The following is a 25093-nucleotide window of genomic DNA, read 5'->3' on the forward strand; positions in this document are numbered from 1 at the left end:
CGCCGCCCACATGGGCTCTTCTTGGAATCGATCACGTTCATGCTTTTAGGTCGACCTGACCTAAAAGCACCGTGATCTAGCCGCCATTGCGGGCCAGCCATTCCTTCATCATCCTGATCTCCGCTTCCTGGGCCTTGATGATGTCATCCGCGAGTTTGCGGATCGCTTCGTCCTTGCCGTGTTCGAGCTCGACCTTCGCCATGTCGATCGCTCCCTGGTGGTGAGCGATCATGGCGCGTACGAAATCGAGATCGGCATTGCCGCTGAAGGTGATGTCCATGTCCTTGTGCATCTTGGCGTTCGCCTCGGCGAAGGCCTTGCTCGACGGGGACGCGTCCCCCGCCGCGCCGCTCTCTGCCGAACCGTGATGCATGCTGCCGTGGTCGGTTTCCTGCGCCAGCACGGGAACAGCAGCGAGCGTGGCGGCGAGAAACAGGGCAGACAGGGATCGTTTGAGGACCATTTCGTTTCCTTTCGTCGAGTCCGCCGCTCACAGGGGCGGACAGAATGCGAAGATGATGGAAATTGGCACGCGCCGTCAGGCGTCCGGATTGTCGCTACCCGGAAGGGCGAACACGCCTTCGAGCGAACCCTCAGCGCCCTCGTCCGTAAGCGTCGAATTGCCGATGCAATAGAGTGGCGAAGGATGTCCCGCTATGCCGCGGACGGTGGTCGAGAAGCAGAAGGACGAGGAGCTTTCCGTCGCCTGTTCCAGAATGTTCAGGATCGTGGACCGGTCGCCTCTGTCATAGGCCCTGACAAGGTCGACGATGCCGCAGGGATTGCGCCGCAGACCGAGGAGGGCAGCGGTTTTGGAACCTATCATGAAAGCGCCGCTGGAAAGGTCGCAGCGCCATGGCTCCACCAGGCAACCCGCCTGCGAGACGCGGCGGGTCCAGGCTCTGTGCGTCTCCGGACTCAAAGGTTTTATGGATCCGGATCCCGGTGTCATGAAGTTCAGCATATCGCTCAGTCCCCAAAGTCGGCCTCGATCTGCTGCGTAACCTATACGCGTAAATGGCGCGATATACAATCACGGCATTGTGATCGGGCCTTTCGCGCAGGAACGCATGCAACACCGCAATGTTCCGCAAGCCTGACGCGCGCGGTCTTGCGGCTTGTCGCTGCCCTTGCCGCCCCTGCCATGATCCGGTAGGGAAGGCACCGACCAAGCTTGAAGTCCGGAATGCTTTCAATGAATGAAAAACAGAAGAAAACGCAGAAGCTCAGGGCACGCCTGCCGCGCGGCTTCGTCGACCGGTCGGCCGCGGACATTCGCGCCGTCGACGAGATGATCGCGAAAATCCGCGAAGTCTACGAACGTTACGGCTTCGATCCGGTGGAGACGCCGCTTTTCGAATATACCGACGCGCTCGGCAAGTTCCTGCCCGACAGCGACCGGCCGAATGAAGGTGTCTTTTCGCTGACCGACGACGACGACCAGTGGCTGAGCCTGCGCTACGATCTGACCGCGCCTCTCGCACGTCACGTGGCCGAGAATTTCAACGAAATCCAGCTTCCCTATCGTACCTATCGCGCCGGTTACGTTTTCCGCAACGAGAAGCCGGGCCCGGGCCGCTTCCGCCAGTTCATGCAGTTCGATGCCGATACGGTCGGTGCCGCCGGCGTACAGGCCGATGCCGAAATGTGCATGATGATGGCCGACACGATGGAGGCGCTCGGCATTGCCCGCGGCGATTACGTGATCCGCGTCAACAACCGCAAGGTACTCGACGGCGTTCTGGAGGCGATCGGTCTCGGCGGAGTCGAGCAGACGAATACGCGGCTGACGGTGCTGCGCGCCATCGACAAGCTCGACAAGTTCGGTCCGCAAGGCGTGCGGCTGTTGCTGGGTGAAGGGCGCAAGGACGAGAGCGGCGACTTCACCAAGGGCGCCGGGCTGAACGAGGAGCAGATCGGCAAGATCCTTTTCTTCGTTGGGATCACGGACTATGCGAGCAGCGCGGACGATCTGGCGGCGCTCGTCGCCGGAACGGCTCGCGGCGCCGAGGGCGTCACCGAGTTGAACACGATCCGCAGCCTTGTACTCAGTGCCGGTTACGAGGCGGACCGCATCAAGATCGACCCCTCCGTCGTGCGCGGCCTGGAATATTATACCGGTCCGGTCTTCGAAGCGGAGTTGCAGTTCGCCGTCACCAATGAAAAGGGCGAGAAGGTCGTCTTCGGCTCCGTCGGCGGGGGCGGCCGCTACGACGGCCTCGTGTCGCGCTTCATGGGTCAGCCGGTGCCGGCGACCGGCTTCTCCATCGGCGTGTCGCGGCTGATGACGGCACTCAAGAATCTGGGCAAGCTGGGCGCCGAACAGGTCACCGCTCCGGTTGTCGTTTGCGTCATGGATCGCGATGTCGAAAGCATGGGGCGTTACCAGCGCTTCGTGCAGGATCTGCGGCATGCCGGCATCCGCGCCGAAATGTACCAGGGCAACAAGAAGAACTTCGGCGACCAGCTCAAATATGCCGACCGTCGCGGATCGCCGATCGCCGTGATCCAGGGGGGCGACGAGCGCGCCTCCGGCGTTGTGCAGATCAAGGACCTGATCGAAGGCAAGCGGCTTTCGGGTGAAATCGAGGATAATGTCGCCTGGCGCGAGGCGCGTGTCGCGCAGGTTTCCGTCCCGGAAGGCGAACTCGTCGCGAAGGTGCGCGAAATTCTGGCGGAACAGGCCGAGGACCGGAAAAGGGCGGGTTGACCGCAATGCCTCTGATCAATCTTCCCGCCTTTGCCGGCGACCTTCTCGCAGATTTCGAGCGCCGGAACACGCTGCGCGTCGATACGCCGGTCATCCAGCCGGCGGAGCCTTTCCTCGACATGGCCGGCGAAGATCTGCGCCGGCGCATTTTCATGACCGAGAGCGAGACCGGCGAGAGCCTTTGCCTGCGCCCCGAGTTCACCATTCCCGTCTGCCTCCGCCATATCGAGACCGCAACCGGCACGCCGCAGCGTTACGCCTATCTGGGCGAGGTGTTCCGGCAGCGCCGCGAAGGATCGAGTGAATTCTATCAGGCGGGCATCGAAGACCTCGGCGATCCGGATACGGCCGCTGCCGACGCCCGCGTGGTCGGCGACGCTATGTTCGTGCTCGCCAACCGGCTGCCGGGCGAGCGGCTGAACGTGACGCTCGGCGACCAGTCGGTGTTCGAAGCGGTGATTGCCGCATGCGGCCTGCCCGGGGGCTGGCAGAAGCGCCTCATCCATGCCTTCGGCGATCAAAAGCAGTTGGAACGGCTTCTGGCGGCGCTCGCCGATCCGAAGTCGCCCGGCGTCTTCGGTCACGACGTCGAGCGCGTCGCGGCGCTCGGCATGCTCGAGGACGAGGAGCGGCTCGTCGCCCATATCGGCGAGACGATGAAGGCGACCGGCTATTCGACCAATGCGAGCCGCTCGCCCCGCGATATAGCGCGGCGCCTGAAGGAAAAAGTCGAACTCGCCGCCACCCGGCTGGACAAGGAGGCGCTCGGCGTCATGCGCGCGTTCTTGGCTTTCGATCTGCCCCTCGCCGATGCTCCGGCGGCGCTCCACCGCTTCGCCGGCAAGGCGCGCCTGAAGATCGATGATGCGCTGGCGCTTTTCGACGCGCGCGTGGCCGCGCTTGCAAGGACCGGCGCCGATCCCGGTCTGATGCGCTACCGCGCCGCCTTCGGCCGGCCGCTTGATTACTACACCGGGCTCGTCTTCGAAATCGGGGTCGAAGGCACGCCGGCGGTGCTCGCCGGCGGCGGCCGGTTCGACCGCCTTCTGACTTTGCTCGGTGCCCGCGAGCATATTCCGGCCGTCGGCTTTTCCCTCTGGCTCGACCGGATAGAACAGGCGATCGCTGCGGGGAGGGTGGAATGACCGTCACCATTGCGCTGCCCTCCAAGGGGCGAATGAAGGATGAGGCCTCGGCGATCTTCGAACGCGCCGGAATGAAGATTGCGGCAGTCGGCAGCGACCGGTCCTATCGCGGCCGCGTTGAAGGGTGGGACGACGTCGAGATCGCCTATTTGTCCGCCTCGGAAATCGCCCGTGAGATCGGCAGCGGCGCGGTCGATTTCGGCGTCACGGGCGAGGACCTCGTGCGCGAAGGCCTGGCGGACGCCGATGCCCGTGTCGACTTCGCCGCCCGGCTCAGCTTCGGTCATGCCGATGTGGTCGTCGCGGTACCCGAGATCTGGTACGACGTCGACACCATGGCCGACCTCGGCGATGTCGCGGCGGACTTCCGCGCCCGCCATGGCCGCCGGCTTGCGATCGCCACCAAATACTGGCGTCTGACGCAGCATTTCTTCTCGGGTAGCCACGGCATCCAGCTCTACCGCATCGTCGAGAGCCTGGGAGCGACCGAAGGCGCGCCCGCGTCCGGCTCCGCCGACATCATCGTCGACATCACCTCGACGGGCTCGACGCTCAAGGCCAACCATCTGAAGATCCTTTCTGACGGCGTGATCCTGCGCTCCGAGGCCTGCCTCGTGCGGGCGCGCAAGGCCACCCACGAGGGCAATCCGGTGATCGACCGGATCGTTGCTGCCGTGCGGGCCGTGCTCTGAGCGCGAGGACGGCGAAGGTGAAGGCCGGCAAATTTGCCTTCGACCCTGACAAATGCAACCGGCGCTCCCTATGTTGGGGCGGCAGACACCCTTTCGATTTCCCACCTAGAGGCATCCGTCATGGCTGATCTTTCTTCGTTTCCGATCACGGCTCGCTGGCCGGCGAAAAGTCCCGATATCATCCAGCTCTATTCGCTCCCGACGCCGAACGGCGTTAAGGTCTCGATCGCGCTCGAAGAACTGGGCCTGGCCTATGAGGCACACCGCATTTCCTTCGATACCAACGAGCAGAAGTCGCCCGAATTCCTGTCGCTCAATCCGAACGGCCGCATTCCGGCGATCATCGATCCGAACGGACCGGACGGAAAGCCGATCGGTCTCTTCGAATCCGGCGCGATTCTGATCTATCTTGCAGAAAAGACCGGCAAGCTTCTCCCGGCGGATGCGGCCCGCCGTTACGAGACGCTGTGCTGGGTGATGTTCCAGATGGGCGGCATCGGACCGATGTTCGGGCAGTTCGGCCATTTTTTCAAATTTGCCGCCGACAAGGTCGCCAACAACCCCTATCCGGTTCAGCGCTATCGCGACGAAGCGAAGCGTCTTCTCGGCGTCCTCGAAGCGCGGCTCGAGGGCCGTCAATGGCTGATGGGGGACGAATACACCATCGCCGACATCGCGACCTATCCTTGGGTGGAAGGGGCCCGCAAATTCTATGGCGGCGCCGAGGTGCTCGACTATAAGAGCTTCCCGAACGTCATGGACTGGGTGGATCGCGGCCTGGCACGCCCCGCCGCCCAAAAGGGCATGGAGATCCCGCGCAAGGAGTAGTTTCGGGCGGGGGCCTCCGCCGGAGATTGACCGGGTGCCGGCCGGGAGGATAGCGATGGGCAGAGACGATTGAGACGGATGGAGCAGGTGTCGGGAAGACTTGTTGTTGTCGGTGGCGGTCAAGCCGCATTCGCTTTGGTCGCCAAGCTTCGCGCCCTCAAGGACATGCGTCCGATCACCGTCCTTGCCGCCGAAGCGAGCCTGCCCTACCAGCGGCCGCCGCTCTCCAAGAAATATCTGCTGCGCGAAATGACCCTCGATCGCCTGCTTTACCGGCCGGAGCCCTGGTATGCGGAGCACGAGATCGACATACGTCTTTCGACCGCCGCGACGGCGATCGATCGCGCCGCCAAACGCGTGACGCTCAGCGATGGCTCCAAACTTGCCTATGAGACGCTTGCCCTCGCGACCGGCGCCACGCCCCGTCGGCTGCCGGCTGCGGCGGGCGGCGATCTCGCGGGCGTTTTCGTCGTGCGCGATTTCCGGGATGCCGACCGGCTGGCAGAGGAGATGCAGCCCGGCCGGCGGGTGCTGGTCGTCGGTGGCGGTTACATCGGCCTCGAGGCCGCGGCGGTTGCCCGGACCACGGGGCTCGAGGTCACGGTCATCGAAATGGCCGATCGGATCCTTCAGCGTGTCGCCTCCGGCGCCACCTCGGCGATCGTCCGCGAAATTCACCGCTCGCACGGCGTCGATATACGTGAACGCACGGGGCTCCATCGTCTGATCGGCGACAACGGCCGCGTTACGGCGGCGGAACTCTCCGACGGCTCCGTCATTCCCGTCGATATCGTGATCGTCGGCATTGGCGTGGCGGCGAATGATTCGCTGGCGCACGATGCCGGCATCGAAACCGCAAACGGCATTGTCGTCGACAGCCATGGCCGGACCTCAGATCCAACGATCTTCGCCATGGGCGACTGCGCCGTCCTGCCGTGGGACGGCATGCGCATCCGCCTCGAATCCGTGCAGAATGCCGTCGACCAGGCGGAGGCGGTTGCCGCGGTTCTCGCCGGCAGTACCGATCCCTACGACCCGAAGCCCTGGTTCTGGTCCGACCAGTACGACGTCAAGCTGCAGATTGCCGGCTTCGGCCTCGGCCACGACGAAACGCTCGTCCGCCAGGGCCAGCGCGAGGGCAGCGTCTCGGTCTGGTATTTCCGCCAGGGCAAACTGGTCGCCGTCGATGCGATCAACGACGCCAAGGCCTATGTGACGGGAAAGAAGCTTCTCGAGGCGGGCGCCACGCCGGACCGTGTGCTGCTCGCCAATCCGCAGGTCGATCTGAAGGCATTGCTGCCGTAGAGCACTTCCAGGAGAAGTGTGTAACGGTTCTACGTCCGGAAATGCGTTGGACCAAAGGGGTCAGAGCATTTCAGTGTTTCCATGAAGCATTGAAATGCTCCAGTGCGGCCGCATGCGCTCCGGCATCATAAAACAAAAAGGGCGGCTCGAGAGCCGCCCTTCGGATCCGGATGGATCGTGCTAAGGCTGTCGCCTTATCACATCATGTCCATTCCGCCCATTCCGCCCATGCCGCCCGGCATTGCCGGAGCGTCCTTCTTGGGCAGTTCGGCGATCATGGCTTCGGTGGTGATGAGCAGCGAAGCGACCGAGGCTGCGTCCTGAAGCGCGGTGCGAACGACCTTGACCGGGTCGATGATGCCCATGGCGATCATGTCGCCATATTCGCCGGTCTGGGCGTTGTAGCCGAAGTCGTCGGTGTTCTTCTCGAGGATCTTGCCGACAACGATGGATGCTTCGTCGCCAGCGTTTTCAACGATCTGACGGGCCGGAGACTGCAGAGCGCGGCGAACGATGTTGACGCCGGCGTCCTGATCGTCGTTTTCACCCTTGACGGTGATCTTGACGGAAGAACGCAGCAGGGCAACACCGCCGCCCGGTACGATGCCTTCCTGAACTGCAGCGCGCGTCGCGTTGAGGGCGTCGTCGATGCGGTCCTTCTTTTCCTTCACTTCGACTTCCGTCGCACCGCCGACGCGGATGACGGCGACGCCGCCGGCGAGCTTGGCAAGGCGCTCCTGCAGCTTTTCACGGTCGTAGTCGGAGGTGGTTTCTTCGATCTGGGCCTTGATCTGAGCGACGCGGCCTTCGATGTCGGACTTCTGGCCGGCACCGTCGACGATCGTCGTGTTTTCCTTGGTGATCGAAACCTTCTTCGCGCGGCCGAGCATGTCGAGCGTGACGCTTTCGAGCTTGATGCCGAGGTCTTCCGAGATCACCGTGCCGCCCGTCAGGATGGCGATGTCTTCGAGCATGGCCTTGCGGCGGTCGCCGAAGCCCGGGGCCTTGACGGCAGCGATCTTCAGGCCGCCACGCAGCTTGTTGACGACGAGCGTTGCGAGTGCTTCGCCTTCGACGTCTTCAGCGATGATGAGGAGCGGCTTGCCGGTCTGAACGACGGCTTCGAGAACCGGGAGCATCGCCTGCAGGTTGGAGAGCTTCTTCTCGTGCAGGAGAATGAAAGCGTCTTCCAGGTCGGCGACCATCTTTTCCGGGTTGGTGACGAAGTAGGGCGACAGGTAGCCGCGGTCGAACTGCATGCCTTCGACGACTTCGAGCTCGGTTTCGGCGGTCTTGGCTTCTTCAACCGTGATGACGCCTTCGTTGCCGACCTTCTGCATCGCTTCGGCGATGTCGAGACCGATCTGCTTTTCGCCGTTTGCCGAGATCGTGCCGACCTGGGCGACTTCGTCCGAGGTGTTGATCTTCTTGGCCTTGGCGAGCAGGTCCTTGACGACTTCGGCGACAGCCAGGTCGATACCGCGCTTCAGGTCCATCGGGTTCATGCCGGCGGCAACGGCCTTCGCGCCTTCGCGAACGATCGCCTGGGCGAGAACGGTTGCAGTCGTCGTGCCGTCACCGGCGATGTCGTTGGTCTTCGAAGCGACTTCGCGGACCATCTGGGCGCCCATGTTCTCGAACTTGTCTTCGAGTTCGATCTCCTTGGCGACCGAAACGCCGTCCTTGGTGATGCGCGGCGCGCCGAACGACTTGTCGATAACGACATTGCGGCCCTTCGGGCCGAGCGTCACCTTGACTGCGTCGGCGAGGATGTCGACGCCGCGCAGCATCTTTTCGCGCGCGCTGCGGCCGAACTTGACTTCTTTAGCTGCCATTTTGAAAGCTCCTAGTTTCGAAACTCCGGAACTGGTCCGGTTTCAAATTACGGAATTTGAAGGGGTGCCGGCCGATCAGCCGATGACGCCCATGATGTCGGCTTCCTTCATGATCAGAAGGTCTTCGCCGTCGATCTTGACTTCGGTGCCGGACCACTTGCCGAACAGAATGCGGTCGCCGGCCTTGACGTCGAGCGGAACAACCTTGCCGCTTTCGTCGCGGGCACCCGAACCGACAGCCACGATCTCGCCTTCCTGCGGCTTTTCCTTAGCGGTGTCCGGAATGATGATGCCGCCCTTGGTCTTTTCTTCAGACTCGACGCGGCGGACGACAACGCGGTCGTGCAGCGGACGGAAATTGGTGCTTGCCATTGTCTAATCCCTCGATCAAATGACACTGCGGGTCGCGAATGGACCCGCCGGATGGGTGTTAGCACTCTTCTCAAGTGAGTGCTAGCGCCAGCCGAGATAAGGGTGGCCGTGAAATGAGTCAAGGATCGGCTCCGAGATTTTTTGCCGCCCGAGATCGTTGACAGAGCCGGGCCCCGCCGCGGCTTGTTTGATTATCTCATCCCTGGAAGAGGCGAGACTGCAGGATCCGTTCCTGCCAAAGGAACATGCCGTAGACCGCGCAGTCGCCACGCGAGGAATTCAAGCGCATCGCCATGCGCGCCGACAAAACCGACCCGAGCTTCAACGCGGCGCTTCCTGGAATTGCTTTAAAATCCTTGGGAAGTGCCGCGTTTTTCTCGGCGTGAGGCTTGTATTCTGGCCCCTTCCTTGCGATGTCAGCCGGAAAGCCGAGTTTGCAGGAAGCCAGCATGGCCGTCAGGATCAACAGTTTTCGGGAAATCGCCGGTCGTTACGACGTCGTCCTTTGCGACGTCTGGGGCGTGCTTCACAACGGCATTCAAGCCTTTGCATCCGCCTGCGAAGCGCTGGCCGAGGCGCGCGCCCAGGGGCTGACCGTCGTTCTCATCACCAATTCACCCCGGCCGCATCCGGGCGTCACGGTGCAAATCCGCGGCCTCGGCGTCCCCGACGAAGCCTATGACCGTATCGTGACCTCCGGCGACGTGACGCAGGCGCTGATTGCGGCGGCCGACAAACGCATCTTCTTCATCGGAGCCGACCGGGATCTGCCGCTGCTCGAAGGGCTCGGCACCGAGATCGTATCCGCCGACGAGGCCGAGACGATCGTCTGTGCCGGCTTCTACGACGACGAGACCGAGACGCCCGAGCACTACCGCGCGACGCTGACGGGGCTCGCCAAGCGGAAAATACCGTTCATCTGCGCCAACCCCGATCTTGTCGTGGAGCGCGGGCATAGGCTCATCCCCTGTGCCGGTGCCATCGCCAAACTCTATGAAGAGCTCGGCGGCGAGGCGCGCATTGCCGGCAAGCCCTATATCGCGATCTATCAGGCCGCTCTCGCGCAGGCCAAGTCCGCCAGGGGCAATTTCGATCTTTCGCGCGTCATCGCCATCGGTGACGGGATGCCGACCGACGTCAAGGGCGCGCAGGATGCCGGCTTCGACCTGCTCTACATCAGCGCGGGCATCCATGCGCAGGAATACATGCACGAAAGCCGCACCGACGAAGCGAGGCTCATGGCCTTCCTGAGGCAGAATGGGGCGCAGCCGAAATGGTGGATGCCGCGGCTGGCATGACGGGACGATCGGCATGACCGTTTTTCACCGCAACGAGACCCGCGATCCGCTGCCCGAACATCTTCGCGGCGGTGTGGTCGCGATCGGCAATTTCGACGGCGTGCATCGCGGCCATCAGTCGGTGCTGAACCGCGCGCTGGAGGAGGCGGTGAAGCGTGCCGTTCCGGCGCTCGTGCTCACCTTCGAGCCGCATCCGCGTACCGTGTTCCGGCCCGACGCGCCGGTGTTCCGCCTCACCCCGGCGCCGCTGAAAGCCCGCATACTCGAGGGAATGGGATTCGGTGCCGTCATCGAATATCCTTTCGACCGGAGCTTTTCGGAGCTTTCGGCCTCCGACTTCATTCATAGCATCCTGCGCGAATGGCTGCACGCCTCCCATGTCGTCACCGGTTTCGATTTCCATTTCGGCAAGGGGCGGGAAGGCGGGCCGGCCTTCCTGATGGCGTCCGGGGAGCGCGAGGGATTCGGCGTGACGCTTGTGGATGCATTCCGCGACGAAAACGCCGCCGTGATATCCTCGAGTTTCATCCGCTCCCTGCTGGCCGAGGGCGACGTTTCGCACGCGGCCGGGCTGCTTGGCTATCGCTATACGGTCGAAGCCGAAGTCATCGACGGCAAGAAGCTCGGCCGCACGCTCGGCTATCCGACCGCGAACATGCGCCTGCCGCCCGAGGCGGAGCTGAAGAGCGGCATCTATGCGGTGCGTTTCCGGAGGGCGGACGGGTCGCTTCATGACGGTGTCGCAAGCTTCGGCCGTCGCCCGACGGTCGACAGCGACGGCGAAGCCTTGCTGGAGACCTTCGTTTTCGATTTCTCCGCGGATCTCTACGGCGAGATCTGCGCCGTATCCTTCTTCGGCCGGTTGCGCGACGAACTCAAGTTCGACGGTCTGGAGCCATTGATGGTCCAGATGCGCAAGGACGAGAGCGAGGCCCGCGCGCTGCTTGCGGGCGTTCAGCCCCTGAGCGAGATCGACCGCAGGCTCAATTTCGCCTGAGCGGCGGCAGGGCCCTATGCCATCCGATGCGTCAAAGATTTCGGGCATGCGCGGCCGGCGGACCTTTTCAAAAGGCGGAAAACGCCTTAAAGAACCGGCCATAATGACCCGGTTCCATCGAGTGATCGTCGATCAGCGAATTATTGGCCCGGCTTTCCGCGCGCTCTAGTCTGCGCCGGAAGGTCCGGGATTTCGGCGTTTCAACGCCCCCATCATCTTCGAGATTACCGAACCCTTCCGCCTGCGTGACTGCCCCGCGCGGAAAACACGAATGCGAAAACCATGACCGAGACCGCTGAAAAGATCGACTATTCTTCCACTCTTTACCTGCCGCAGACGGACTTTCCGATGCGGGCCGGCCTGCCGCAGAAGGAGCCGGAGACCGTCGCCCGCTGGCAGAAGATGGAGCTTTACAAAAAGCTCCGCGCGTCCGCTGCCGGCCGCGAGAAGTTCGTCCTGCACGACGGCCCTCCCTACGCCAACGGCAACATCCATATCGGCCACGCCCTGAACAAGATCCTCAAGGATGTGATCAACCGCTCTTTCCAGATGCGCGGCTTCGATGCCAATTACGTGCCGGGCTGGGACTGCCACGGTTTGCCGATCGAATGGAAGATCGAGGAGAAGTACCGCGAGAAAGGCAAGAACAAGGACGAGGTGCCGGTCAACGAGTTCCGTAAGGAATGCCGTGAATTCGCAAGCGGCTGGATCGGGATTCAGACCGAGGAGTTCAAGCGCCTCGGCATCGAGGGCGACTTCGAAAACCCCTACACCACGATGAACTTCCACGCGGAAGCACGCATCGCCGGCGAGCTGATGAAGATCGCCAAGTCCGGTCAGCTCTATCGCGGCTCCAAGCCGGTCATGTGGTCGGTCGTCGAGCGTACCGCACTGGCCGAGGCCGAGGTGGAATATGCCGACGTCGAAAGCGATATGATCTGGGTGAAGTTCCCGGTGACCGAAGGCCCAGATGCGCTTGCCGGCGCCTTCGTCGTCATCTGGACGACGACCCCCTGGACGATCCCGGGCAACCGCGCGATCGCCTATTCGTCGCGCTATGCCTATGGGCTCTATGAAGTCGCGACCGCCGAGAACGACTACGGCCCGCAGCCGGGCGAGAAGCTGATCTTCGCCAAGCGCCTGGCGGAAGAGTCGGCGGCCAAGGCGAAGGTCACCTTCAACTTCGTGCGCGATGTGGAGGCCGCCGATCTGGCCGCGATTACCTGCGCCCATCCGCTGCACGGCCTGGGTGGCGGTTATGCGTTCAACGTCCCGCTTCTCGACGGCGAGCACGTCACCGACGATGCCGGTACCGGCTTTGTCCATACTGCACCCAGCCATGGCCGCGAGGACTTCGAGGCCTGGATGGACAATGTGCGCGTCCTCGAGGAACGCGGCATCTCGTCCACGATCCCGTTCCCGGTCGACGATGCCGGCTATTTCACCGCCGACGCCCCCGGCTTCGGTCCGGATGCGGAAGGCGGCGCCGGCCGCGTCATAGACGACAAGGGCAAGAAGGGCGACGCCAACGACCGCGTCATCAAGGCTCTGATCGGCCGTCACGCGCTCTTCGCGCGCGGCCGTTTGAAGCATTCCTATCCGCATTCCTGGCGGTCGAAGAAGCCGGTCATCTTCCGCAACACGCCGCAATGGTTCGTCACCATGGACAAGGATTTCGGCGACGGCACGACGCTGCGCTCGCGCGCGTTGAACGCGATCGACGAAACCCGTTTCGTACCAGGCGCCGGCCAGAACCGTCTCCGGGCGATGATCGAGCAGCGCCCCGACTGGGTGCTTTCGCGCCAGCGCGCCTGGGGTGTGCCGATCGCGATCTTCGCCGACGATGAGGGCGAAATCCTCGTTGACGACGAGGTCAATGCCCGCATCCTCGACGCTTTCGAGAAGGAAGGAGCGGACGCGTGGTTCGCCGAAGGCGCGAAAGAGCGCTTCCTCGGCAACGACCACGACCATGCCCGCTGGCACCAGGTCACGGACATCCTGGACGTATGGTTCGATTCCGGATCGACCCACACCTTCACGCTGGAGGACCGTCCGGACCTGAAATGGCCGGCCGACGTCTATCTCGAAGGCTCCGACCAGCACCGCGGGTGGTTCCATTCCTCGCTGCTCGAAAGCTGCGCGACGCGCGGCCGCGCGCCCTACAACGCCGTCATCACCCATGGCTTCACCATGGATGAGAAGGGCGAGAAGATGTCGAAGTCGAAGGGCAATACCGTCACGCCCCAGGAGGTGATGAAGGATGCCGGCGCCGACATCCTGCGCCTCTGGGTCATGACGACGGACTATTGGGAAGACCAGCGCCTCGGCAAGACCATCATCCAGACGAATATCGATGCATACCGCAAGCTGCGCAACACGATCCGCTGGATGCTCGGCACGCTCGCCCACGACAAGGGCGAGGCTGTAGCGCTTGCCGACATGCCGGAACTCGAAAGGCTGATGCTGCATCGTCTTGCCGAACTCGATCGGCTGGTGCGCGAAGGCTACGACGCCTTCGACTTCAAGAGGATCGCCCGCGCGCTCATCGATTTCTCGAATGTCGAACTCTCGGCTTTCTATTTCGATATCCGCAAGGATGCGCTCTATTGTGACGCGCCGTCGTCGCTGCGCCGCCGCGCGGCCCTGCAGGTCATCCGCACCCTTTTCGATTGCCTGGTGACCTGGCTTGCACCCATGCTGCCCTTCACTGCCGAGGAGGCCTGGCTTTCGCGCAACCCGCAAGCCGTTTCCGTGCATCTCGAACAGTTCCCTACGGTTCCGGCGGAATGGCGTAACGACGCGCTCGCCGAGAAGTGGCGGAAGATCCGCGAAGTGCGCAAGGTGGTGACCGGCGCGCTCGAGATCGAGCGCAAGGAAAAGCGCATCGGCTCTTCGCTGGAGGCGGCGCCGGCCGTCCATGTCGCCGATCCGGATCTGCTCCAGGCGCTCAACGGCCAGGACTTCGCCGAGATCTGCATCACCTCGGGGATCGAAATCGACGGGGGCGAGGGCCCGGAGGATGCGTTCAGGCTGCCGGACGTCGCGAAAGTCAGCGTCGTACCGAAACTCGCCGAGGGCCGCAAATGCGCCCGCTCCTGGCGAATCACCACCGATGTCGGCTCCGATCCGCTCTATCCGGACGTCTCCGCGCGGGACGCGGCCGCTCTGCGGGAGCTCGGCTTCAAGCCGTAATCGATCGGTTTACCGGGTGAATTGCGTTCAGGCTCTTCATCCGGTAAAACCTGCCCGAAATTTGGCGGATTTTTCCGCCATGGGGCGCTGAATGGCCGTTTTAGCGACGCGCGGCCGGCTGGAAGGAATCTCATGGGAATGACGCGAGAGTTGCGAGCGGCCGCCGGCATTGCCGCCATCCTGGCGGGAGGTCTGGTGCTTTCCGGCTGCATCGGCGGCCCGACCTACGGAACGGACAAGACGGCCGGCGAGCATTTGCTCGACGATCTAGGCAGCGCGGTCAGCCTCGCTCCCGCGAAGAAGGATCCGGTCAAGTATCAGCCGCGCCCCGGTTTGGTGCTGCCGCCGCAACAGCAGCAGACCGCTCTGGTCGAGCCGCAGCAGTCGCTTGCAAGCCGCGAGGCCAACCCGGCCTGGGTCGAGTCTCCCGAGGAGACGCGCGCGCGTCTGCGCGAAGAGGCGGACGCCAACAAGAACGATCCCAACTACGTCTCGCCGCTGGCAAAAGCGAATGCCAACGGCCGCCGTCTTTCCGCCAAGGAACAGCAGGAGGCCTATCGCGAGGCGCGCAAGATCGAGCAGGGCGCCTATGCGGACAAGCGCCGTTTCCTGAGCGATCCGCCGCTCGAATACCGTCGACTGCCGGAGGGGGCTGAAGCCGATCTCGGAGAGCCCGAAAAGGACAAGGCGCGCCGCCGCAAGAAGGAGGCGCAGATCAAGAACTCCGGAAGCAAGTGGTACTGGCCGTTTTAGAGCGGAATGAGAAACTGCGTGCGGCTCCGTTCGCATCCAAGTTTTAGAATTGGTCCAAAGCCATGGCTATCAGCATTCGCGATGCCCTTCCCGGTGACGCTGCGACGATCCTCCGTTTCATCACGGAACTCGCGACTTATGAAAAGGCGCCGCACGAGGTCGAGGCGACTGTCGAGCGCGTGCACGAGTCGCTCTTCGGAGCCGATGCCGTCGCGCGCGCCGTGATCTGCGAGGCCGACGGCAAGCCCGCAGGCTTTGCCGTCTGGTTCTACAGCTATTCCACCTGGCAGGCGCGCAAGGGACTATATCTGGAGGATCTTTACGTCTCGCCGGAGTTTCGGGGCTCGGGCGCCGGCAAGGCGCTCCTGAAGCACCTGGCGCGCACGGCAGTCGCGGAAGGCTGCGGCCGCTTCGAATGGAGCGTGCTCGACTGGAACGAGCCAGCCATCCGCGTCTATGAGGCCGTCGGGGCGGAGCCCATGTCGGAATGGACGCGTTACCGGCTCGCCGGCAAGGGATTGGAAGCGTTCGCAGCGGACTGACACTTCACGCGGTCCCGGGGAAATCGCAACACAGTTTTCGCCGAGGTGATTTTTAACGTCGGCTGGCGAAGAATTCGCGCAGAATGTCGGCGGCCTCCCGCTCGGCAAGACCGGAATAGACATCCGGCACATGGTGGCAGGTGGGGGAAGCATAAAACCTGACGCCGTTGTCGACCGCGCCGCCTTTGGGATCCTCCGCGCCATAATAGAGGCGGCGGATGCGAGCGAAGGAGATCGCAGCCGCACACATGGTGCAGGGCTCGAGCGTGACATAGAGATCGGCTCCCGAAAGACGCTCGTCGCCGACGGCGGCCGCCGCCTGGCGGATCGCCTCGATCTCCGCATGGGCGGTGATGTCGCTGAGTTCGCGGGTGCGGTTTCCGGCCGCGGCGATCATCTTGCCGTCGAGCACGATGACGGCGCCGATCGGCACTTCGCCGCGTGCCGCCGCCTTTCGGGCCTCCTGAAGGGCCGCCTGCATGAAGCGTGCCGTTTCTGCCATCGTTCGTTCGATAATTTCCTCTTAACCCACGGCCTACGACCTGATAGGACAGCCGCAAAAGGCAGGCAACACAAATGACATCCAAAGACAAGCCCACGAGGCCCGGCGGCAAGGCCAAGGGTCGCGACAAGAAACCTCATTCTGGCAGCGAGAAGCCTGCGGCACGGGCAGCCGGCAACAGTCCGGCAGCGCCCGCCGGTGCGGACGAGCCGCAACGCATCTCGAAGATACTGTCGCGCGCAGGCGTCGCCTCGCGTCGCGACGTCGAGCGGATGATCATGGAAGGGCGGGTCAGCCTCAATGGCGTCGTGCTCGACACGCCGGTCGTCAATGCGACCCTCGCCGACAGGATCGAGGTCGACGGCCATCCGATCCGCGGCATCGAACGGACACGGCTCTGGCTTTATCACAAGCCGGGCGGCCTCGTGACGACCAATGCCGATCCGGAAGGCCGTCCGACGGTTTTCGAGAACCTGCCCGAGGATCTGCCGCGCGTTCTGTCGGTGGGCCGCCTGGACATCAATACCGAGGGCCTGCTGCTTCTGACGAACGACGGCGGGCTTGCCCGCGTGCTCGAGTTGCCGTCGACCGGCTGGCTGCGCCGCTACCGCGTGCGGGCGCACGGGGAAATCGATCAGGAGGCGCTCGACCGTCTGAAGGAAGGCATCGCGGTCGAAGGCGTTCTCTACGGAGCGATCGAGGCGACGCTGGATCGGGTGCAGGGCTCGAACGTCTGGATCACCATGGGCCTGCGGGAAGGCAAGAACCGCGAGATCAAGAATGTGCTCGGCGCGCTCGGCCTCGACGTCAACCGGCTGATCCGCATCTCCTACGGTCCGTTCCAGCTTGGCGAGCTGCCGATCGGTCAGGTTCAGGAAATACGCGGCCGCACGCTGCGCGAGCAGCTGGGGCCCCGGCTGATCGCCGATGCCAAGGCGAATTTCGACGCGCCGATCTATAACGATCAGCCGGCTGCTGCCGAGCCTGAAGCGGAGCCCGCCAACCACGCAAAGGCGGAATGGGGCAACAAGCGCGAAAAGGCCGAGGACAAGCGGGAGCGTGCTCTTGCCCGTCTCGATACCCGACGCGACGATGGTCGCCCGAATGAACGCGGCCGCAGCCGCGGTAAGCCGGAGGAGCGTCCGGCGCGCCCGCCGGTCCGGCGCAACCGCTCTTCCAACGTCTGGATGGCGCCGGGTGCGCGTCCGACCGTAGAGAAAAAGCCGAAGGCGGAGGACGAGCTTTCGCCGAAGGCGGCGCGGCGCGCGCCTGCGGAAGACAAACGGCGCGACCGGCCGAAGGACGCTGCGGCGAAAGCAGCGGGCGGCTTCGATGCGGAACGCCAGGGCAAGGGGGGTAAAGCCGCCGGCCGCAAGGATGCCGCAGGCGCCGGCGGCTTCGAGAGGCGTCGACCGCTCGAAAGCGCGGAGCGGAAATCCCGCGACCATGGCGACCGTCCGCCGCGCCGGCCCAGCGGCGAGCGAGCGGCCCGCCCGGCCGACGACCGCATCTCGTCCGAAGGACGCAAGGAGAACGCTCGGCCGCCGCGTGGCGACGGCAAGAAGAGTTTCGCCGGCGACCGGCCACGTGCGAACGCCGGCGGCAAACCGGTTGCTGGAAAGCCGGCTTCGGGAAAGCCGGCCGCCCATCGCTCGTCCGGCCCGCGTGCCGGAAAACCCGCCGGCAGCAGACCCGCCGGAGGCAAGCCCGGCGGTCGTCCGGGCGGCGGTAAGCCGCCGGGCAAGGGGCCGCAGGGCAGGGGGAAGTAGGCGGCCGTGCGCATCGTCGGTGGAGAATTTCGCGGCCGCACGCTGGCCGCGCCGAAGTCGGACGATATCCGTCCGACCACGGACCGCACGCGCGAGAGCCTGTTTAACATCCTGAGCCACGCCTATCCGGAGGCGCTTGACGGAACGCGCGTTCTCGATCTTTTCGCGGGCACGGGGGCCGTCGGGCTCGAGGCGCTGTCGCGCGGCTGCCGGCAGGCTCTCTTCGTGGAGCAGGGGGTCGAGGGACGCGGGCTGCTGCGGATCAATATCGAGGCGCTCGGCCTTCAGGGGCGGGCCAAGATCTTTCGCCGCGACGCGACAGATCTCGGACCGGTCGGGACGATGGAGCCGTTTCATCTGGTGTTCGCAGATCCGCCCTATGGCAGGGGTCTCGGCGAACGCGCTCTGGCCGCGGCCGCCCGCGGCGGTTGGCTCGTTCCGGGTGCCCTTGCAATCCTGGAGGAGCGCGCGGACGTCCGGCCGCAGTTCTCCGAAAGTTTCGAATCGGTCGACGAACGCGCCTTCGGCGATACGCTCATGCATTTTCTGCGTTTCCGAGGCGCCTGAGACCGGCGCAAAGTCGGTTGGAGCTGTTCAGATTCCGCGTGATCTCGGCCTGCCCCTCGTGCAGGATGGCCGATGACGGAGGTGGCGATGGAGCAGAACCTGTCCACGATACGCAAAGCCGCGGGTAGCGAGGGGGAGCCGACCATCGCGCTTGCCCTCGGCGGCGGCGGCGCGCGCGGACTTGCCCACATCCATGTCATCGAGGCGCTTGATGAGATGGGGCTTCGGCCGGCGGTCGTCGCCGGTTCGTCGATCGGCGCTCTCATGGGCGCGGGCGTGGCCGCCGGCATGAGCGGGAAGGAAATCCGTGAACACGTGCTTTCGACCGTCGGCCGGCGTGGGGAGGTTCTCAACCGCCTATGGCGATTGAGGCCGACCAGTCTTGCCGAGGCTGTGGCGAGCGGCTTCCGCGTCGGCCAGTTCAATATAGAGCGTGTGCTGAAGGCCTTCCTGCCTGAGGCGGTGCCTGTCCGCTTCTCCGATCTGGCCATCCCCCTGAAAATCATCGTCACCGACTATTACGGGCAGACGGAGCGGGTCTGCGAAAGCGGGGACCTCTACAAGGCGCTCGCTGCCTCCTGTGCCCTGCCGGCGGTATTCATGCCGGTGAAGATCGACGGCCGCGTGATGATCGACGGCGGCATCTATAATCCGATCCCCTTCGATCACCTGCGCGGACTGGCAGATATCGTCGTCGCCGTCGATGTCGTCGGCGGGCCGGATGGCGACGGGGAGACGATCCCGAGCCGTATCGACAGCCTGTTCGGCGCGACCCAGTTGATGATGCAGTCGATCATCACGATGAAGATGCAGGCCGGCGCACCGGATATTCTCCTGCGTCCCGATGTCGGGCGGTTCCGCGTCCTGGATTTTTTGCGGGCCCAGGAATTGCTGACCGCCACCAGCGGGACCAAGGACGAGGTGAAGCGCGCGCTGGCAGAGCGCATCGATCGGTGGAAGAAGGGGATATAGGCGACCAGGGGCAAATGATCTGTTCAACCGGCTTGAACAAAATCCCCGGTCGGAGACGCGGGATGCGGGCGGAAAACCGCACACACTTTTCCCCCGCTCTAAGGCCTGTCGAGATTCTGGCCACCCGCGGCGGCTTGTTTGATTTCCTCATTCCTGTGCTTGTCACAGGAATCCAGCCAGACCAAGTTCTTGGGCTGGAAAGGCTCTTCCGCGCCGCAGACGCGGCGCTGCTGGATCCCTGTGACGAGCACAGATCGGCTACGATCAAAGGAAACAAGCTTCAACGCCATTATCCATCTCCCAGCAGCCGTCATAAACTCAAAATGAGTCTCAACAGGCCTTAGCACAAGTGTTAACAGGCCCTGATATCACTCCGCCTTTTCCAGCGTTTCGTTGCAAAGATCCGGCAGAGCATCGTCAGGCTGAGTGACTTCACGTTCCGGCTTTACCAGCGGTTGCGGCCGGACGGGCCTTGAATGCAGCATGTCGCGGCCGGCGGTGACCCTCTGCTTCCTGCAGGACCAACTGCGCGAGCCTTACGCCGCCGGGATATCGGTTTGCGAGAAATCACTTCCCTTGAACAGGAGCGGTTCATTTGTCAGAAAGGCTAGGGCGTAGGAAAAACAATCACCGAAATTCAAACCGGCCGGATGGCGGCCTTTGCCGAAACGGCGCCAGGCACGGCGGGCCTGGTCCATATGCTCGGCGGTTACCGCAACAATCTCCACGTTTGCCTTGTAAAGCCAAAGGTCAAGTTCCGCGCCGGCAGCTTCGCCTAACCGGGTTTCGATTACCGTGGCTGCTTCCAGAGCGGTTGCCGCGGAGATGAGCCTAACCGGGTCGTGCGCGATTTTCTCGCGGAAACTTCCGGCCTCCTGTTCATTGAAGGCAATCGCGGCAATGGCGGATGTGTCGATTACCATTATGAGGGGAGTCCATCCTCGTCATAACCGATGATGTCATCGGAGCTGCGACCGTCGAGGACGGGCATGGCATTCCAGCGGCGTTGAATGGCCTCCAGATCCTCCAGAAGGGCCGCGCGCCGGGCAGCGGTGTCGGTTCGGCGCAATCGTTCTTCGAGGGCACGCTTGGTGGCCAGCGTGATGGATTCCCCGGTCCGCCGGGCAAGTGTGCGGGCAAGCTGCTCGGTTTCGATATCCTTGATGCTCAGCGCCATCAGATGCTTCCTGGTTCCTACCGTTCAATATTCTACCATGATGGCGCATTGATATCCAGAACGCACGTCATATTGCGGCAGTAGGGCCGGTCAGAGTCCCTGGAGGTCATTTCGGCCCTGACAGAAGGGCCTTTCTCGTAGATCCCCGATGTTTTAGTCGGGTCGACCCACACCATGAGCGCCCTGATATCACTCCGCCTTTTCCAGCGTCTCGTCGGCAAGATCCGGCAGAGCATCGTCAGGCTGAGTGACTTCACGCTTCGGCTTTACCAGCGGTTCCGGCCGGACGGGCCTTGAATGCAGCATGTCGCGGCCGGCGGTGATGCCCTCCGCTTCCTGGAGCACCAGCCTTGCCTCGTCGCGGCGGCGGATATCGTCCATGATGCCGATGGCTTCATCGCCGTTCACGCCGAGCGCCTCGAGCGTCTTACGGCCGAAAAGCAGACCCGACTCGAACGTCTCGCGCAATTCGTAGTCGACACCCCGTGCGCGCAGTTCCAGCGTGTGCAGGCGGTCGTAGGACCGCGCGAAGATGCGGGCATTCGGGTATTCGGCATGAACGAGATCGATGATCTTGTCCGTGACCTCCTTCTTCTGCGTGCACACGGCGACAATCTTCGCCTTCTCTATTCCGGCCGCTCGCAAGACGTCGAGGCGTGTGCCGTCGCCGAAATAGATGCGAAAGCCGAATGTGGCGGCCTGACGCACGCGTGCCGCGGAATGGTCGATGATCGTCACATCGCGGCCGCCCGCGAGAAGGATCTGCGAAGCGATCTGGGCGAAGCGGGAAAAACCGATCATCAGCACGTCGGCGCCGGCGCCCTCGAAATCCTCTTCCATTTCCTCGGCCAGTTCGTCCTGCTTGTGCATCAGCCGCCTGGAGAGCATCGCTGCCACGGGTGTCAGCGCCATGGAGAGCGTGACGATGGCGACGAGCAGGGAGGACGTGGCTTGCGAGAAGACGCCGGCCGCGGCGGCTGCGGTGAAGAGCACGAAGCCGAATTCGCCGCCCTGCGGCAGAAGCAGGCCGATGCGCACAGCGTCGTTGTGGCGTGAGCCGGCGGCCCGGCACAGTCCGTAAAGGACCAGGCTCTTTACCAGCATCAGCACGGGAACGGCGATGATGATGCTCAGCAGGTTCTCTGCCACCACATGGAGCTCGAGCGACAGGCCGACCGCCATGAAGAAAAGCGCCTGGAGGATGCCGCGGAATGGCTCGATGTCGGCCTCCAGCTCATGACGATAGGACGATTCCGCCAGCAACACCCCTGCAAGGAACGCGCCCATCGCCATGGAAAGACCGGCGAGCTGCATCATCGTCGCCGCGCCCATGACGACGAGAAGCGCGGCTGCGATCATGACGTCGCGCGCGCCGGTGCGCGCGATCACCTGAAAGAGCGGATTGAGAAGATAGCGACCGGCGGCGAAAAGCGCGGCCACGGCGGCGATGGCGATCGCGAAGTCCTCGATCGGCGTGGTCGTATCCTCCGGTGCCTGCGCCGCCATCAGCGGAATGATCGCAAGCAGAGGCACGATCGCCAGGTCCTGGAGCAGGAGAATGGAGAAGGCGCGCTGGCCATAGCGCGTGTTGGTATCGTTGTTCTCCTCCAGGATCTGCATGGCGAAGGCCGTGGAGGATAGCGCCAGGCCGAAGCCGGCGACGACGCTGCCGGCGCCTCCGAGAAGACCGCTGAACGCGATCAGGAACGAAAGAACGGCCCCGGTGATCACGACCTGTGCCGTACCGAGACCGAAGATGTCGCGCCGCATCTGCCACAGCCGCGACGGTTTCAGCTCGAGGCCGATGATGAACAGCAGGAAGACGACGCCGAGTTCCGAGACATGCAGAATCTCTTCGCCTTCCGTGATTTGCTGGGCGACGGGACCGATCAGGATGCCGGCGGCGAGGTAACCAAGGATGGTGCCGAGCCCGAGACGCTTGAACAGCGGCGCTGCGATCACGGCGCCGGCAAGCAGCATGAGCGCCTGCGAATAGATTATCGTTGTCGTTTCCATGCTCGGTGCTTCCGCTATAACGGCCGGGGGACCCGTGGGAGAGGGCGTATTCCGCCGCATATCATTTTGCTGCTGGGGCGGGAATCACGATGATGCCCTTGATGCATGCTTCAGTGCACAATAAATGGGACAGGAATGAAAGGCCAAAATCATGTCTGAGACGATCGATTCCGCCGTCCTCGAGCAACGTGCCGCCGAGCTTGTCGATCAGGCGCGCCGCGCCGGCGCGGATGCCGCGGATGCCGTGGTGGTGCGTGGCCGCTCCCGTTCGGTTTCGGTGCGGCTCGGCAAGGTGGAGGCGACGGAAGCTTCCGAGAGCGACGATTTCTCGCTCAGGGTCTTTGTCGGGCGGCGCGTCGCCAGTGTTTCCGCCAATCCGGGCTTCGACTTGAAGGTCCTGGCAGAGCGTGCGGTGGCGATGGCGAAGGCGTCGCCGGAGGATCCTTACGCATCGCTTGCCGACCCCGATCGCCTGGCGAAGTCCTATCCGGATCTCGAACTTTTCGACAACCGGGACGTATCGACCGAAGCACTCACGGAGGCGGCGCTCGCCGCCGAAGGAGCCGCGCTTTCGGTCACAGGCGTCACCAACTCCAGCGGGGCGGGCGCATCGGCCGGCATGGGCGGGCTCGTGCTCGTCACGTCTCATGGTTTCTCCGGCTCCTATATGGCCACCCGTTTCGGCTGCTCCGTCAGCGCCATCGCGGGCGAAGGCACCAAGATGGAACGGGATTACGACTTCGACAGCCGCCTCTATTTCGATGAACTCCGCACTGCCGAGGATATCGGCCGGGTCGCCGGCGAGCGGGCGGCGGCGCGCGTCAACCCCCGCCGCGTCGCGACGCAGAAGAACGTGACGGTCGTTTTCGATCCGCGCGTCGCACGCGGCTTCGTCGGACATCTTGCGGGAGCCATCAACGGAGCGTCTGTCGCCCGCAAGACCAGCTTCCTGCGCGACATGATGGGCAAGCAGATCATGAAATCGGGCATTGCCGTTACCGACGATCCGTTGATCGTCCGCGGCGCCTCCTCGCGTCCTTTCGACGGGGAGGGGGTCAGCGGCTCGAAATTGTCGATGGTCGAGGATGGCGTGCTGCGCCATTGGTTCCTGTCCACGTCTGCGGCCAGGGAGCTCGGCCTCGAGACCAACGGGCGCGGCGTTCGCGGCGGTCCGGCGGTCAGCCCGGCCTCCACCAATCTCGCCCTCGAACCCGGCTCCGTCTCGCGCGACGATCTGATCCGCGGCGTCGGCACCGGCTTCTATGTCACCGAGCTCATCGGCCAGGGTGTCAACATGGTGACGGGCGAATATAGTCGCGGCGCCTCCGGCTTCTGGATTGAAAACGGCGAAATCCTCTATCCCGTTTCCGAGGTGACGATCGCCTCCAATCTCAAGCAGATGTTCATGGCGCTGACGCCGGCCGACGACATCGACAGGAAGTTCGGCATCGCCGCGCCGACGCTTGCGATCGAAGGCATGACGATCGCCGGAACTTGAATGTGGGCGGTGCGTTGCACTACAGCGCAGCGTGTAAGGATTTGCATGTCAGAAACAGCCCTTTCGATCCGCCCGGCCTGGGACGAGGACCTCGAACTCATTCTTACCGCTGCAGTCGCGGCGGGCGACACTGCGCTCGGCTATTTCCGCAAGACGCTGGACGTCCGCTGGAAAAATGAGGGCCGCTCCCCCGTAAGCGAGGCCGACCTCGCCGCCAACGACATCCTCAAGGGGCGGCTGCTCGCCGCACGGCCGGACTATGGCTGGCTTTCGGAGGAGACCGACGACGACGAAAGCCGTCTCGTCCGCGAGACCGTCTTTGTCGTCGATCCCATCGACGGCACCCGGGCCTTCATCGCCGGCAAGGATCTCTGGTGCGTCAGCGTCGCCGTCGTCCACCGTGGCCAGCCTGTGGCCGGCGTTCTCTATGCGCCCGCCCTCGACGAGATATTCCAGGCGACCCGCGATGGCGAAGCGCGGAAGAACGGCAAGGCGATTGCCGTGCGGGAGGCGGCATCCGGCGCGGTGCTGAAGGTGGCGGCGGCCGAGGATGTCATGGGCAGGCTGGCATTGCCCTATCGCAACAGGATGATGCGTGTGTCGCACGTGCCGTCGCTCGCCTATCGCCTTGCGATGATCGCGGATGGACGCATCGATGGAACGATCGTCAAGCGGAATTCGCACGACTGGGATTTGGCGGCCGCCGACCTCATCCTTTCGCGCGCCGGGGGCGCGCTTTGCAGTCTCGATGGCGAGCCCTTGTCCTACAACCGCCCGACTGTCACCCACGGCGTTCTGGGAGCGGCCTCGGGAACCGCGCTGCCGGCGTTGCTCGCCGCCTCCAGGCCGCTTGAGCCCCATTGACCTTTAGGGGCGAATGCCGCAAACCACCCCAACACCAATAAGAACACAGATGGAATTTC

Annotated in this window: 25 protein-coding genes; 15 read left to right on the top strand and 10 right to left on the bottom strand. The window is 63.7% G+C overall.

The features are described from left to right. Positions 1–76 precede the first annotated feature (76 nt). Together copM and AC6CIG_RS08955 are read right to left on the bottom strand one after the other, a co-directional pair. Positions 77–463, bottom strand: coding sequence for a CopM family metallochaperone (gene copM / locus AC6CIG_RS08950; RefSeq protein WP_018094333.1), 387 nt, complete (start codon positions 461–463; stop codon positions 77–79). Positions 464–538: 75 nt separating this feature from the next. Continuing rightward, on the bottom strand, positions 539–964 hold the full coding sequence (locus AC6CIG_RS08955) for a hypothetical protein (RefSeq protein ID WP_437408293.1): 426 nt from the start codon (positions 962–964) through the stop codon (positions 539–541). 231 nt (positions 965–1195) lie between these two features. On the opposite strand from AC6CIG_RS08955, the gene hisS reads away from it, so the two are divergent. The 5 genes from hisS to AC6CIG_RS08980 all read left to right on the top strand — a co-directional run bounded on the left by hisS (position 1196) and on the right by AC6CIG_RS08980 (position 6680). Next, positions 1196–2710, top strand: coding sequence for a histidine--tRNA ligase (gene hisS, locus AC6CIG_RS08960; RefSeq protein ID WP_026168541.1), 1515 nt, complete (start codon positions 1196–1198; stop codon positions 2708–2710). A 5-nt stretch (positions 2711–2715) separates the two neighbouring features. Continuing rightward, entirely contained in the window at positions 2716–3855 is a 1140-nt protein-coding gene (locus tag AC6CIG_RS08965) for an ATP phosphoribosyltransferase regulatory subunit (RefSeq protein ID WP_018094336.1), read from the top strand. After that, a complete protein-coding gene (gene hisG, locus AC6CIG_RS08970) occupies positions 3852–4547 on the top strand; it encodes an ATP phosphoribosyltransferase (RefSeq protein ID WP_437408294.1) in 696 nt (231 codons plus the stop codon). The genes AC6CIG_RS08965 and hisG overlap by 4 nt, the downstream gene beginning before the upstream one ends. Before the next feature lie 120 nt (positions 4548–4667). Then, a complete protein-coding gene (locus AC6CIG_RS08975) occupies positions 4668–5375 on the top strand; it encodes a glutathione binding-like protein (protein ID WP_324763000.1) in 708 nt (235 codons plus the stop codon). 78 nt (positions 5376–5453) lie between these two features. After that, positions 5454–6680 carry an NAD(P)/FAD-dependent oxidoreductase gene (locus tag AC6CIG_RS08980; protein ID WP_437408296.1) on the top strand — a complete coding sequence of 409 codons (1227 nt, stop codon included), beginning with the start codon at positions 5454–5456 and terminating at the stop codon, positions 6678–6680. Between the two features lie 197 nt (positions 6681–6877). Here AC6CIG_RS08980 and groL read toward each other — a convergent pair whose 3' ends face one another. From groL to AC6CIG_RS08995, 3 genes are all read right to left on the bottom strand, one after another. Further along, positions 6878–8515, bottom strand: coding sequence for a chaperonin GroEL (gene groL / locus AC6CIG_RS08985; protein WP_010968823.1), 1638 nt, complete (start codon positions 8513–8515; stop codon positions 6878–6880). A 75-nt stretch (positions 8516–8590) separates the two neighbouring features. Then, complete coding sequence (gene groES, locus AC6CIG_RS08990) at positions 8591–8887, bottom strand: co-chaperone GroES (RefSeq protein ID WP_011970827.1); 297 nt, start codon at positions 8885–8887, stop codon at positions 8591–8593. A 196-nt stretch (positions 8888–9083) separates the two neighbouring features. Further along, a complete protein-coding gene (locus AC6CIG_RS08995) occupies positions 9084–9353 on the bottom strand; it encodes a hypothetical protein (protein ID WP_437408297.1) in 270 nt (89 codons plus the stop codon). On the opposite strand from AC6CIG_RS08995, the gene AC6CIG_RS09000 reads away from it, so the two are divergent. From AC6CIG_RS09000 to AC6CIG_RS09020, 5 genes are all read left to right on the top strand, one after another. Continuing rightward, positions 9337–10185 (top strand): TIGR01459 family HAD-type hydrolase, encoded by an 849-nt coding sequence (locus tag AC6CIG_RS09000; protein ID WP_411921929.1) that lies wholly within the window; start codon positions 9337–9339, stop codon positions 10183–10185. The genes AC6CIG_RS08995 and AC6CIG_RS09000 overlap by 17 nt on opposite strands. A 13-nt stretch (positions 10186–10198) precedes the next feature. Beyond that, entirely contained in the window at positions 10199–11182 is a 984-nt protein-coding gene (locus tag AC6CIG_RS09005; RefSeq protein ID WP_018094342.1) for a bifunctional riboflavin kinase/FAD synthetase, read from the top strand. Positions 11183–11464: 282 nt separating this feature from the next. Beyond that, a complete protein-coding gene (gene ileS / locus AC6CIG_RS09010) occupies positions 11465–14374 on the top strand; it encodes an isoleucine--tRNA ligase (RefSeq protein ID WP_437408298.1) in 2910 nt (969 codons plus the stop codon). A gap of 132 nt (positions 14375–14506) precedes the next feature. Then, the gene (locus AC6CIG_RS09015) at positions 14507–15127 is read left to right on the top strand and encodes a hypothetical protein (protein ID WP_018094344.1); all 621 of its coding nucleotides are present in this window, start codon (positions 14507–14509) and stop codon (positions 15125–15127) included. A 62-nt stretch (positions 15128–15189) separates the two neighbouring features. Further along, positions 15190–15669, top strand: a complete 480-nt coding sequence (locus tag AC6CIG_RS09020; RefSeq protein WP_018094345.1) for a GNAT family N-acetyltransferase — start codon at positions 15190–15192, stop codon at positions 15667–15669. A 52-nt stretch (positions 15670–15721) separates the two neighbouring features. Here AC6CIG_RS09020 and AC6CIG_RS09025 read toward each other — a convergent pair whose 3' ends face one another. Further along, on the bottom strand, positions 15722–16171 hold the full coding sequence (locus tag AC6CIG_RS09025; protein ID WP_102761386.1) for a nucleoside deaminase: 450 nt from the start codon (positions 16169–16171) through the stop codon (positions 15722–15724). A gap of 74 nt (positions 16172–16245) precedes the next feature. On the opposite strand from AC6CIG_RS09025, the gene AC6CIG_RS09030 reads away from it, so the two are divergent. From AC6CIG_RS09030 to AC6CIG_RS09040, 3 genes are all read left to right on the top strand, one after another. Further along, positions 16246–17940 (top strand): pseudouridine synthase, encoded by a 1695-nt coding sequence (locus tag AC6CIG_RS09030; protein ID WP_018094347.1) that lies wholly within the window; start codon positions 16246–16248, stop codon positions 17938–17940. Positions 17941–17946: 6 nt separating this feature from the next. Beyond that, the gene (gene rsmD, locus AC6CIG_RS09035; RefSeq protein ID WP_018094348.1) at positions 17947–18507 is read left to right on the top strand and encodes a 16S rRNA (guanine(966)-N(2))-methyltransferase RsmD; all 561 of its coding nucleotides are present in this window, start codon (positions 17947–17949) and stop codon (positions 18505–18507) included. A gap of 72 nt (positions 18508–18579) precedes the next feature. Further along, the gene (locus tag AC6CIG_RS09040; RefSeq protein ID WP_100669305.1) at positions 18580–19479 is read left to right on the top strand and encodes a patatin-like phospholipase family protein; all 900 of its coding nucleotides are present in this window, start codon (positions 18580–18582) and stop codon (positions 19477–19479) included. A gap of 98 nt (positions 19480–19577) precedes the next feature. Here the strand turns inward: AC6CIG_RS09040 and AC6CIG_RS09045 are convergent, their stop codons facing one another. The 4 genes from AC6CIG_RS09045 to AC6CIG_RS09060 all read right to left on the bottom strand — a co-directional run bounded on the left by AC6CIG_RS09045 (position 19578) and on the right by AC6CIG_RS09060 (position 22672). Continuing rightward, positions 19578–19769 carry a hypothetical protein gene (locus AC6CIG_RS09045; RefSeq protein ID WP_437408301.1) on the bottom strand — a complete coding sequence of 64 codons (192 nt, stop codon included), beginning with the start codon at positions 19767–19769 and terminating at the stop codon, positions 19578–19580. A 246-nt stretch (positions 19770–20015) separates the two neighbouring features. Continuing rightward, the gene (locus AC6CIG_RS09050; RefSeq protein WP_437408302.1) at positions 20016–20402 is read right to left on the bottom strand and encodes a type II toxin-antitoxin system VapC family toxin; all 387 of its coding nucleotides are present in this window, start codon (positions 20400–20402) and stop codon (positions 20016–20018) included. After that, positions 20402–20656, bottom strand: coding sequence for a type II toxin-antitoxin system VapB family antitoxin (locus tag AC6CIG_RS09055; protein ID WP_100669301.1), 255 nt, complete (start codon positions 20654–20656; stop codon positions 20402–20404). The genes AC6CIG_RS09050 and AC6CIG_RS09055 overlap by 1 nt, the downstream gene beginning before the upstream one ends. A gap of 189 nt (positions 20657–20845) precedes the next feature. Next, positions 20846–22672 (bottom strand): monovalent cation:proton antiporter-2 (CPA2) family protein, encoded by a 1827-nt coding sequence (locus AC6CIG_RS09060; RefSeq protein ID WP_018094353.1) that lies wholly within the window; start codon positions 22670–22672, stop codon positions 20846–20848. Positions 22673–22823: 151 nt separating this feature from the next. On the opposite strand from AC6CIG_RS09060, the gene AC6CIG_RS09065 reads away from it, so the two are divergent. Together AC6CIG_RS09065 and AC6CIG_RS09070 are read left to right on the top strand one after the other, a co-directional pair. Next, positions 22824–24170 carry a TldD/PmbA family protein gene (locus tag AC6CIG_RS09065; RefSeq protein WP_100669297.1) on the top strand — a complete coding sequence of 449 codons (1347 nt, stop codon included), beginning with the start codon at positions 22824–22826 and terminating at the stop codon, positions 24168–24170. Between the two features lie 45 nt (positions 24171–24215). Continuing rightward, complete coding sequence (locus AC6CIG_RS09070) at positions 24216–25034, top strand: 3'(2'),5'-bisphosphate nucleotidase CysQ (RefSeq protein ID WP_100669295.1); 819 nt, start codon at positions 24216–24218, stop codon at positions 25032–25034. Positions 25035–25093: the final 59 nt, after the last annotated feature.

The sequence above is a fragment of the Sinorhizobium sp. GQ132 genome (assembly GCF_059758575.1).

What these genes read in the sequence shown, in the direction of transcription:
- copM (WP_018094333.1), bottom strand. Translation starts at nt 463, where the DNA reads ATGGTCCTCAAACGATCCCTGTCTGCCCTGTTTCTCGCCGCCACGCTC.
- AC6CIG_RS08955 (WP_437408293.1), bottom strand. Translation starts at nt 964, where the DNA reads ATGCTGAACTTCATGACACCGGGATCCGGATCCATAAAACCTTTGAGT.
- hisS (WP_026168541.1), top strand. Translation starts at nt 1,196, where the DNA reads ATGAATGAAAAACAGAAGAAAACGCAGAAGCTCAGGGCACGCCTGCCG.
- AC6CIG_RS08965 (WP_018094336.1), top strand. Translation starts at nt 2,716, where the DNA reads ATGCCTCTGATCAATCTTCCCGCCTTTGCCGGCGACCTTCTCGCAGAT.
- hisG (WP_437408294.1), top strand. Translation starts at nt 3,852, where the DNA reads ATGACCGTCACCATTGCGCTGCCCTCCAAGGGGCGAATGAAGGATGAG.
- AC6CIG_RS08975 (WP_324763000.1), top strand. Translation starts at nt 4,668, where the DNA reads ATGGCTGATCTTTCTTCGTTTCCGATCACGGCTCGCTGGCCGGCGAAA.
- AC6CIG_RS08980 (WP_437408296.1), top strand. Translation starts at nt 5,454, where the DNA reads ATGGAGCAGGTGTCGGGAAGACTTGTTGTTGTCGGTGGCGGTCAAGCC.
- groL (WP_010968823.1), bottom strand. Translation starts at nt 8,515, where the DNA reads ATGGCAGCTAAAGAAGTCAAGTTCGGCCGCAGCGCGCGCGAAAAGATG.
- groES (WP_011970827.1), bottom strand. Translation starts at nt 8,887, where the DNA reads ATGGCAAGCACCAATTTCCGTCCGCTGCACGACCGCGTTGTCGTCCGC.
- AC6CIG_RS09000 (WP_411921929.1), top strand. Translation starts at nt 9,337, where the DNA reads ATGGCCGTCAGGATCAACAGTTTTCGGGAAATCGCCGGTCGTTACGAC.
- AC6CIG_RS09005 (WP_018094342.1), top strand. Translation starts at nt 10,199, where the DNA reads ATGACCGTTTTTCACCGCAACGAGACCCGCGATCCGCTGCCCGAACAT.
- ileS (WP_437408298.1), top strand. Translation starts at nt 11,465, where the DNA reads ATGACCGAGACCGCTGAAAAGATCGACTATTCTTCCACTCTTTACCTG.
- AC6CIG_RS09015 (WP_018094344.1), top strand. Translation starts at nt 14,507, where the DNA reads ATGGGAATGACGCGAGAGTTGCGAGCGGCCGCCGGCATTGCCGCCATC.
- AC6CIG_RS09020 (WP_018094345.1), top strand. Translation starts at nt 15,190, where the DNA reads ATGGCTATCAGCATTCGCGATGCCCTTCCCGGTGACGCTGCGACGATC.
- AC6CIG_RS09025 (WP_102761386.1), bottom strand. Translation starts at nt 16,171, where the DNA reads ATGGCAGAAACGGCACGCTTCATGCAGGCGGCCCTTCAGGAGGCCCGA.
- AC6CIG_RS09030 (WP_018094347.1), top strand. Translation starts at nt 16,246, where the DNA reads ATGACATCCAAAGACAAGCCCACGAGGCCCGGCGGCAAGGCCAAGGGT.
- AC6CIG_RS09040 (WP_100669305.1), top strand. Translation starts at nt 18,580, where the DNA reads ATGACGGAGGTGGCGATGGAGCAGAACCTGTCCACGATACGCAAAGCC.
- AC6CIG_RS09045 (WP_437408301.1), bottom strand. Translation starts at nt 19,769, where the DNA reads ATGGCGTTGAAGCTTGTTTCCTTTGATCGTAGCCGATCTGTGCTCGTC.
- AC6CIG_RS09050 (WP_437408302.1), bottom strand. Translation starts at nt 20,402, where the DNA reads ATGGTAATCGACACATCCGCCATTGCCGCGATTGCCTTCAATGAACAG.
- AC6CIG_RS09055 (WP_100669301.1), bottom strand. Translation starts at nt 20,656, where the DNA reads ATGGCGCTGAGCATCAAGGATATCGAAACCGAGCAGCTTGCCCGCACA.
- AC6CIG_RS09060 (WP_018094353.1), bottom strand. Translation starts at nt 22,672, where the DNA reads ATGGAAACGACAACGATAATCTATTCGCAGGCGCTCATGCTGCTTGCC.
- AC6CIG_RS09065 (WP_100669297.1), top strand. Translation starts at nt 22,824, where the DNA reads ATGTCTGAGACGATCGATTCCGCCGTCCTCGAGCAACGTGCCGCCGAG.
- AC6CIG_RS09070 (WP_100669295.1), top strand. Translation starts at nt 24,216, where the DNA reads ATGTCAGAAACAGCCCTTTCGATCCGCCCGGCCTGGGACGAGGACCTC.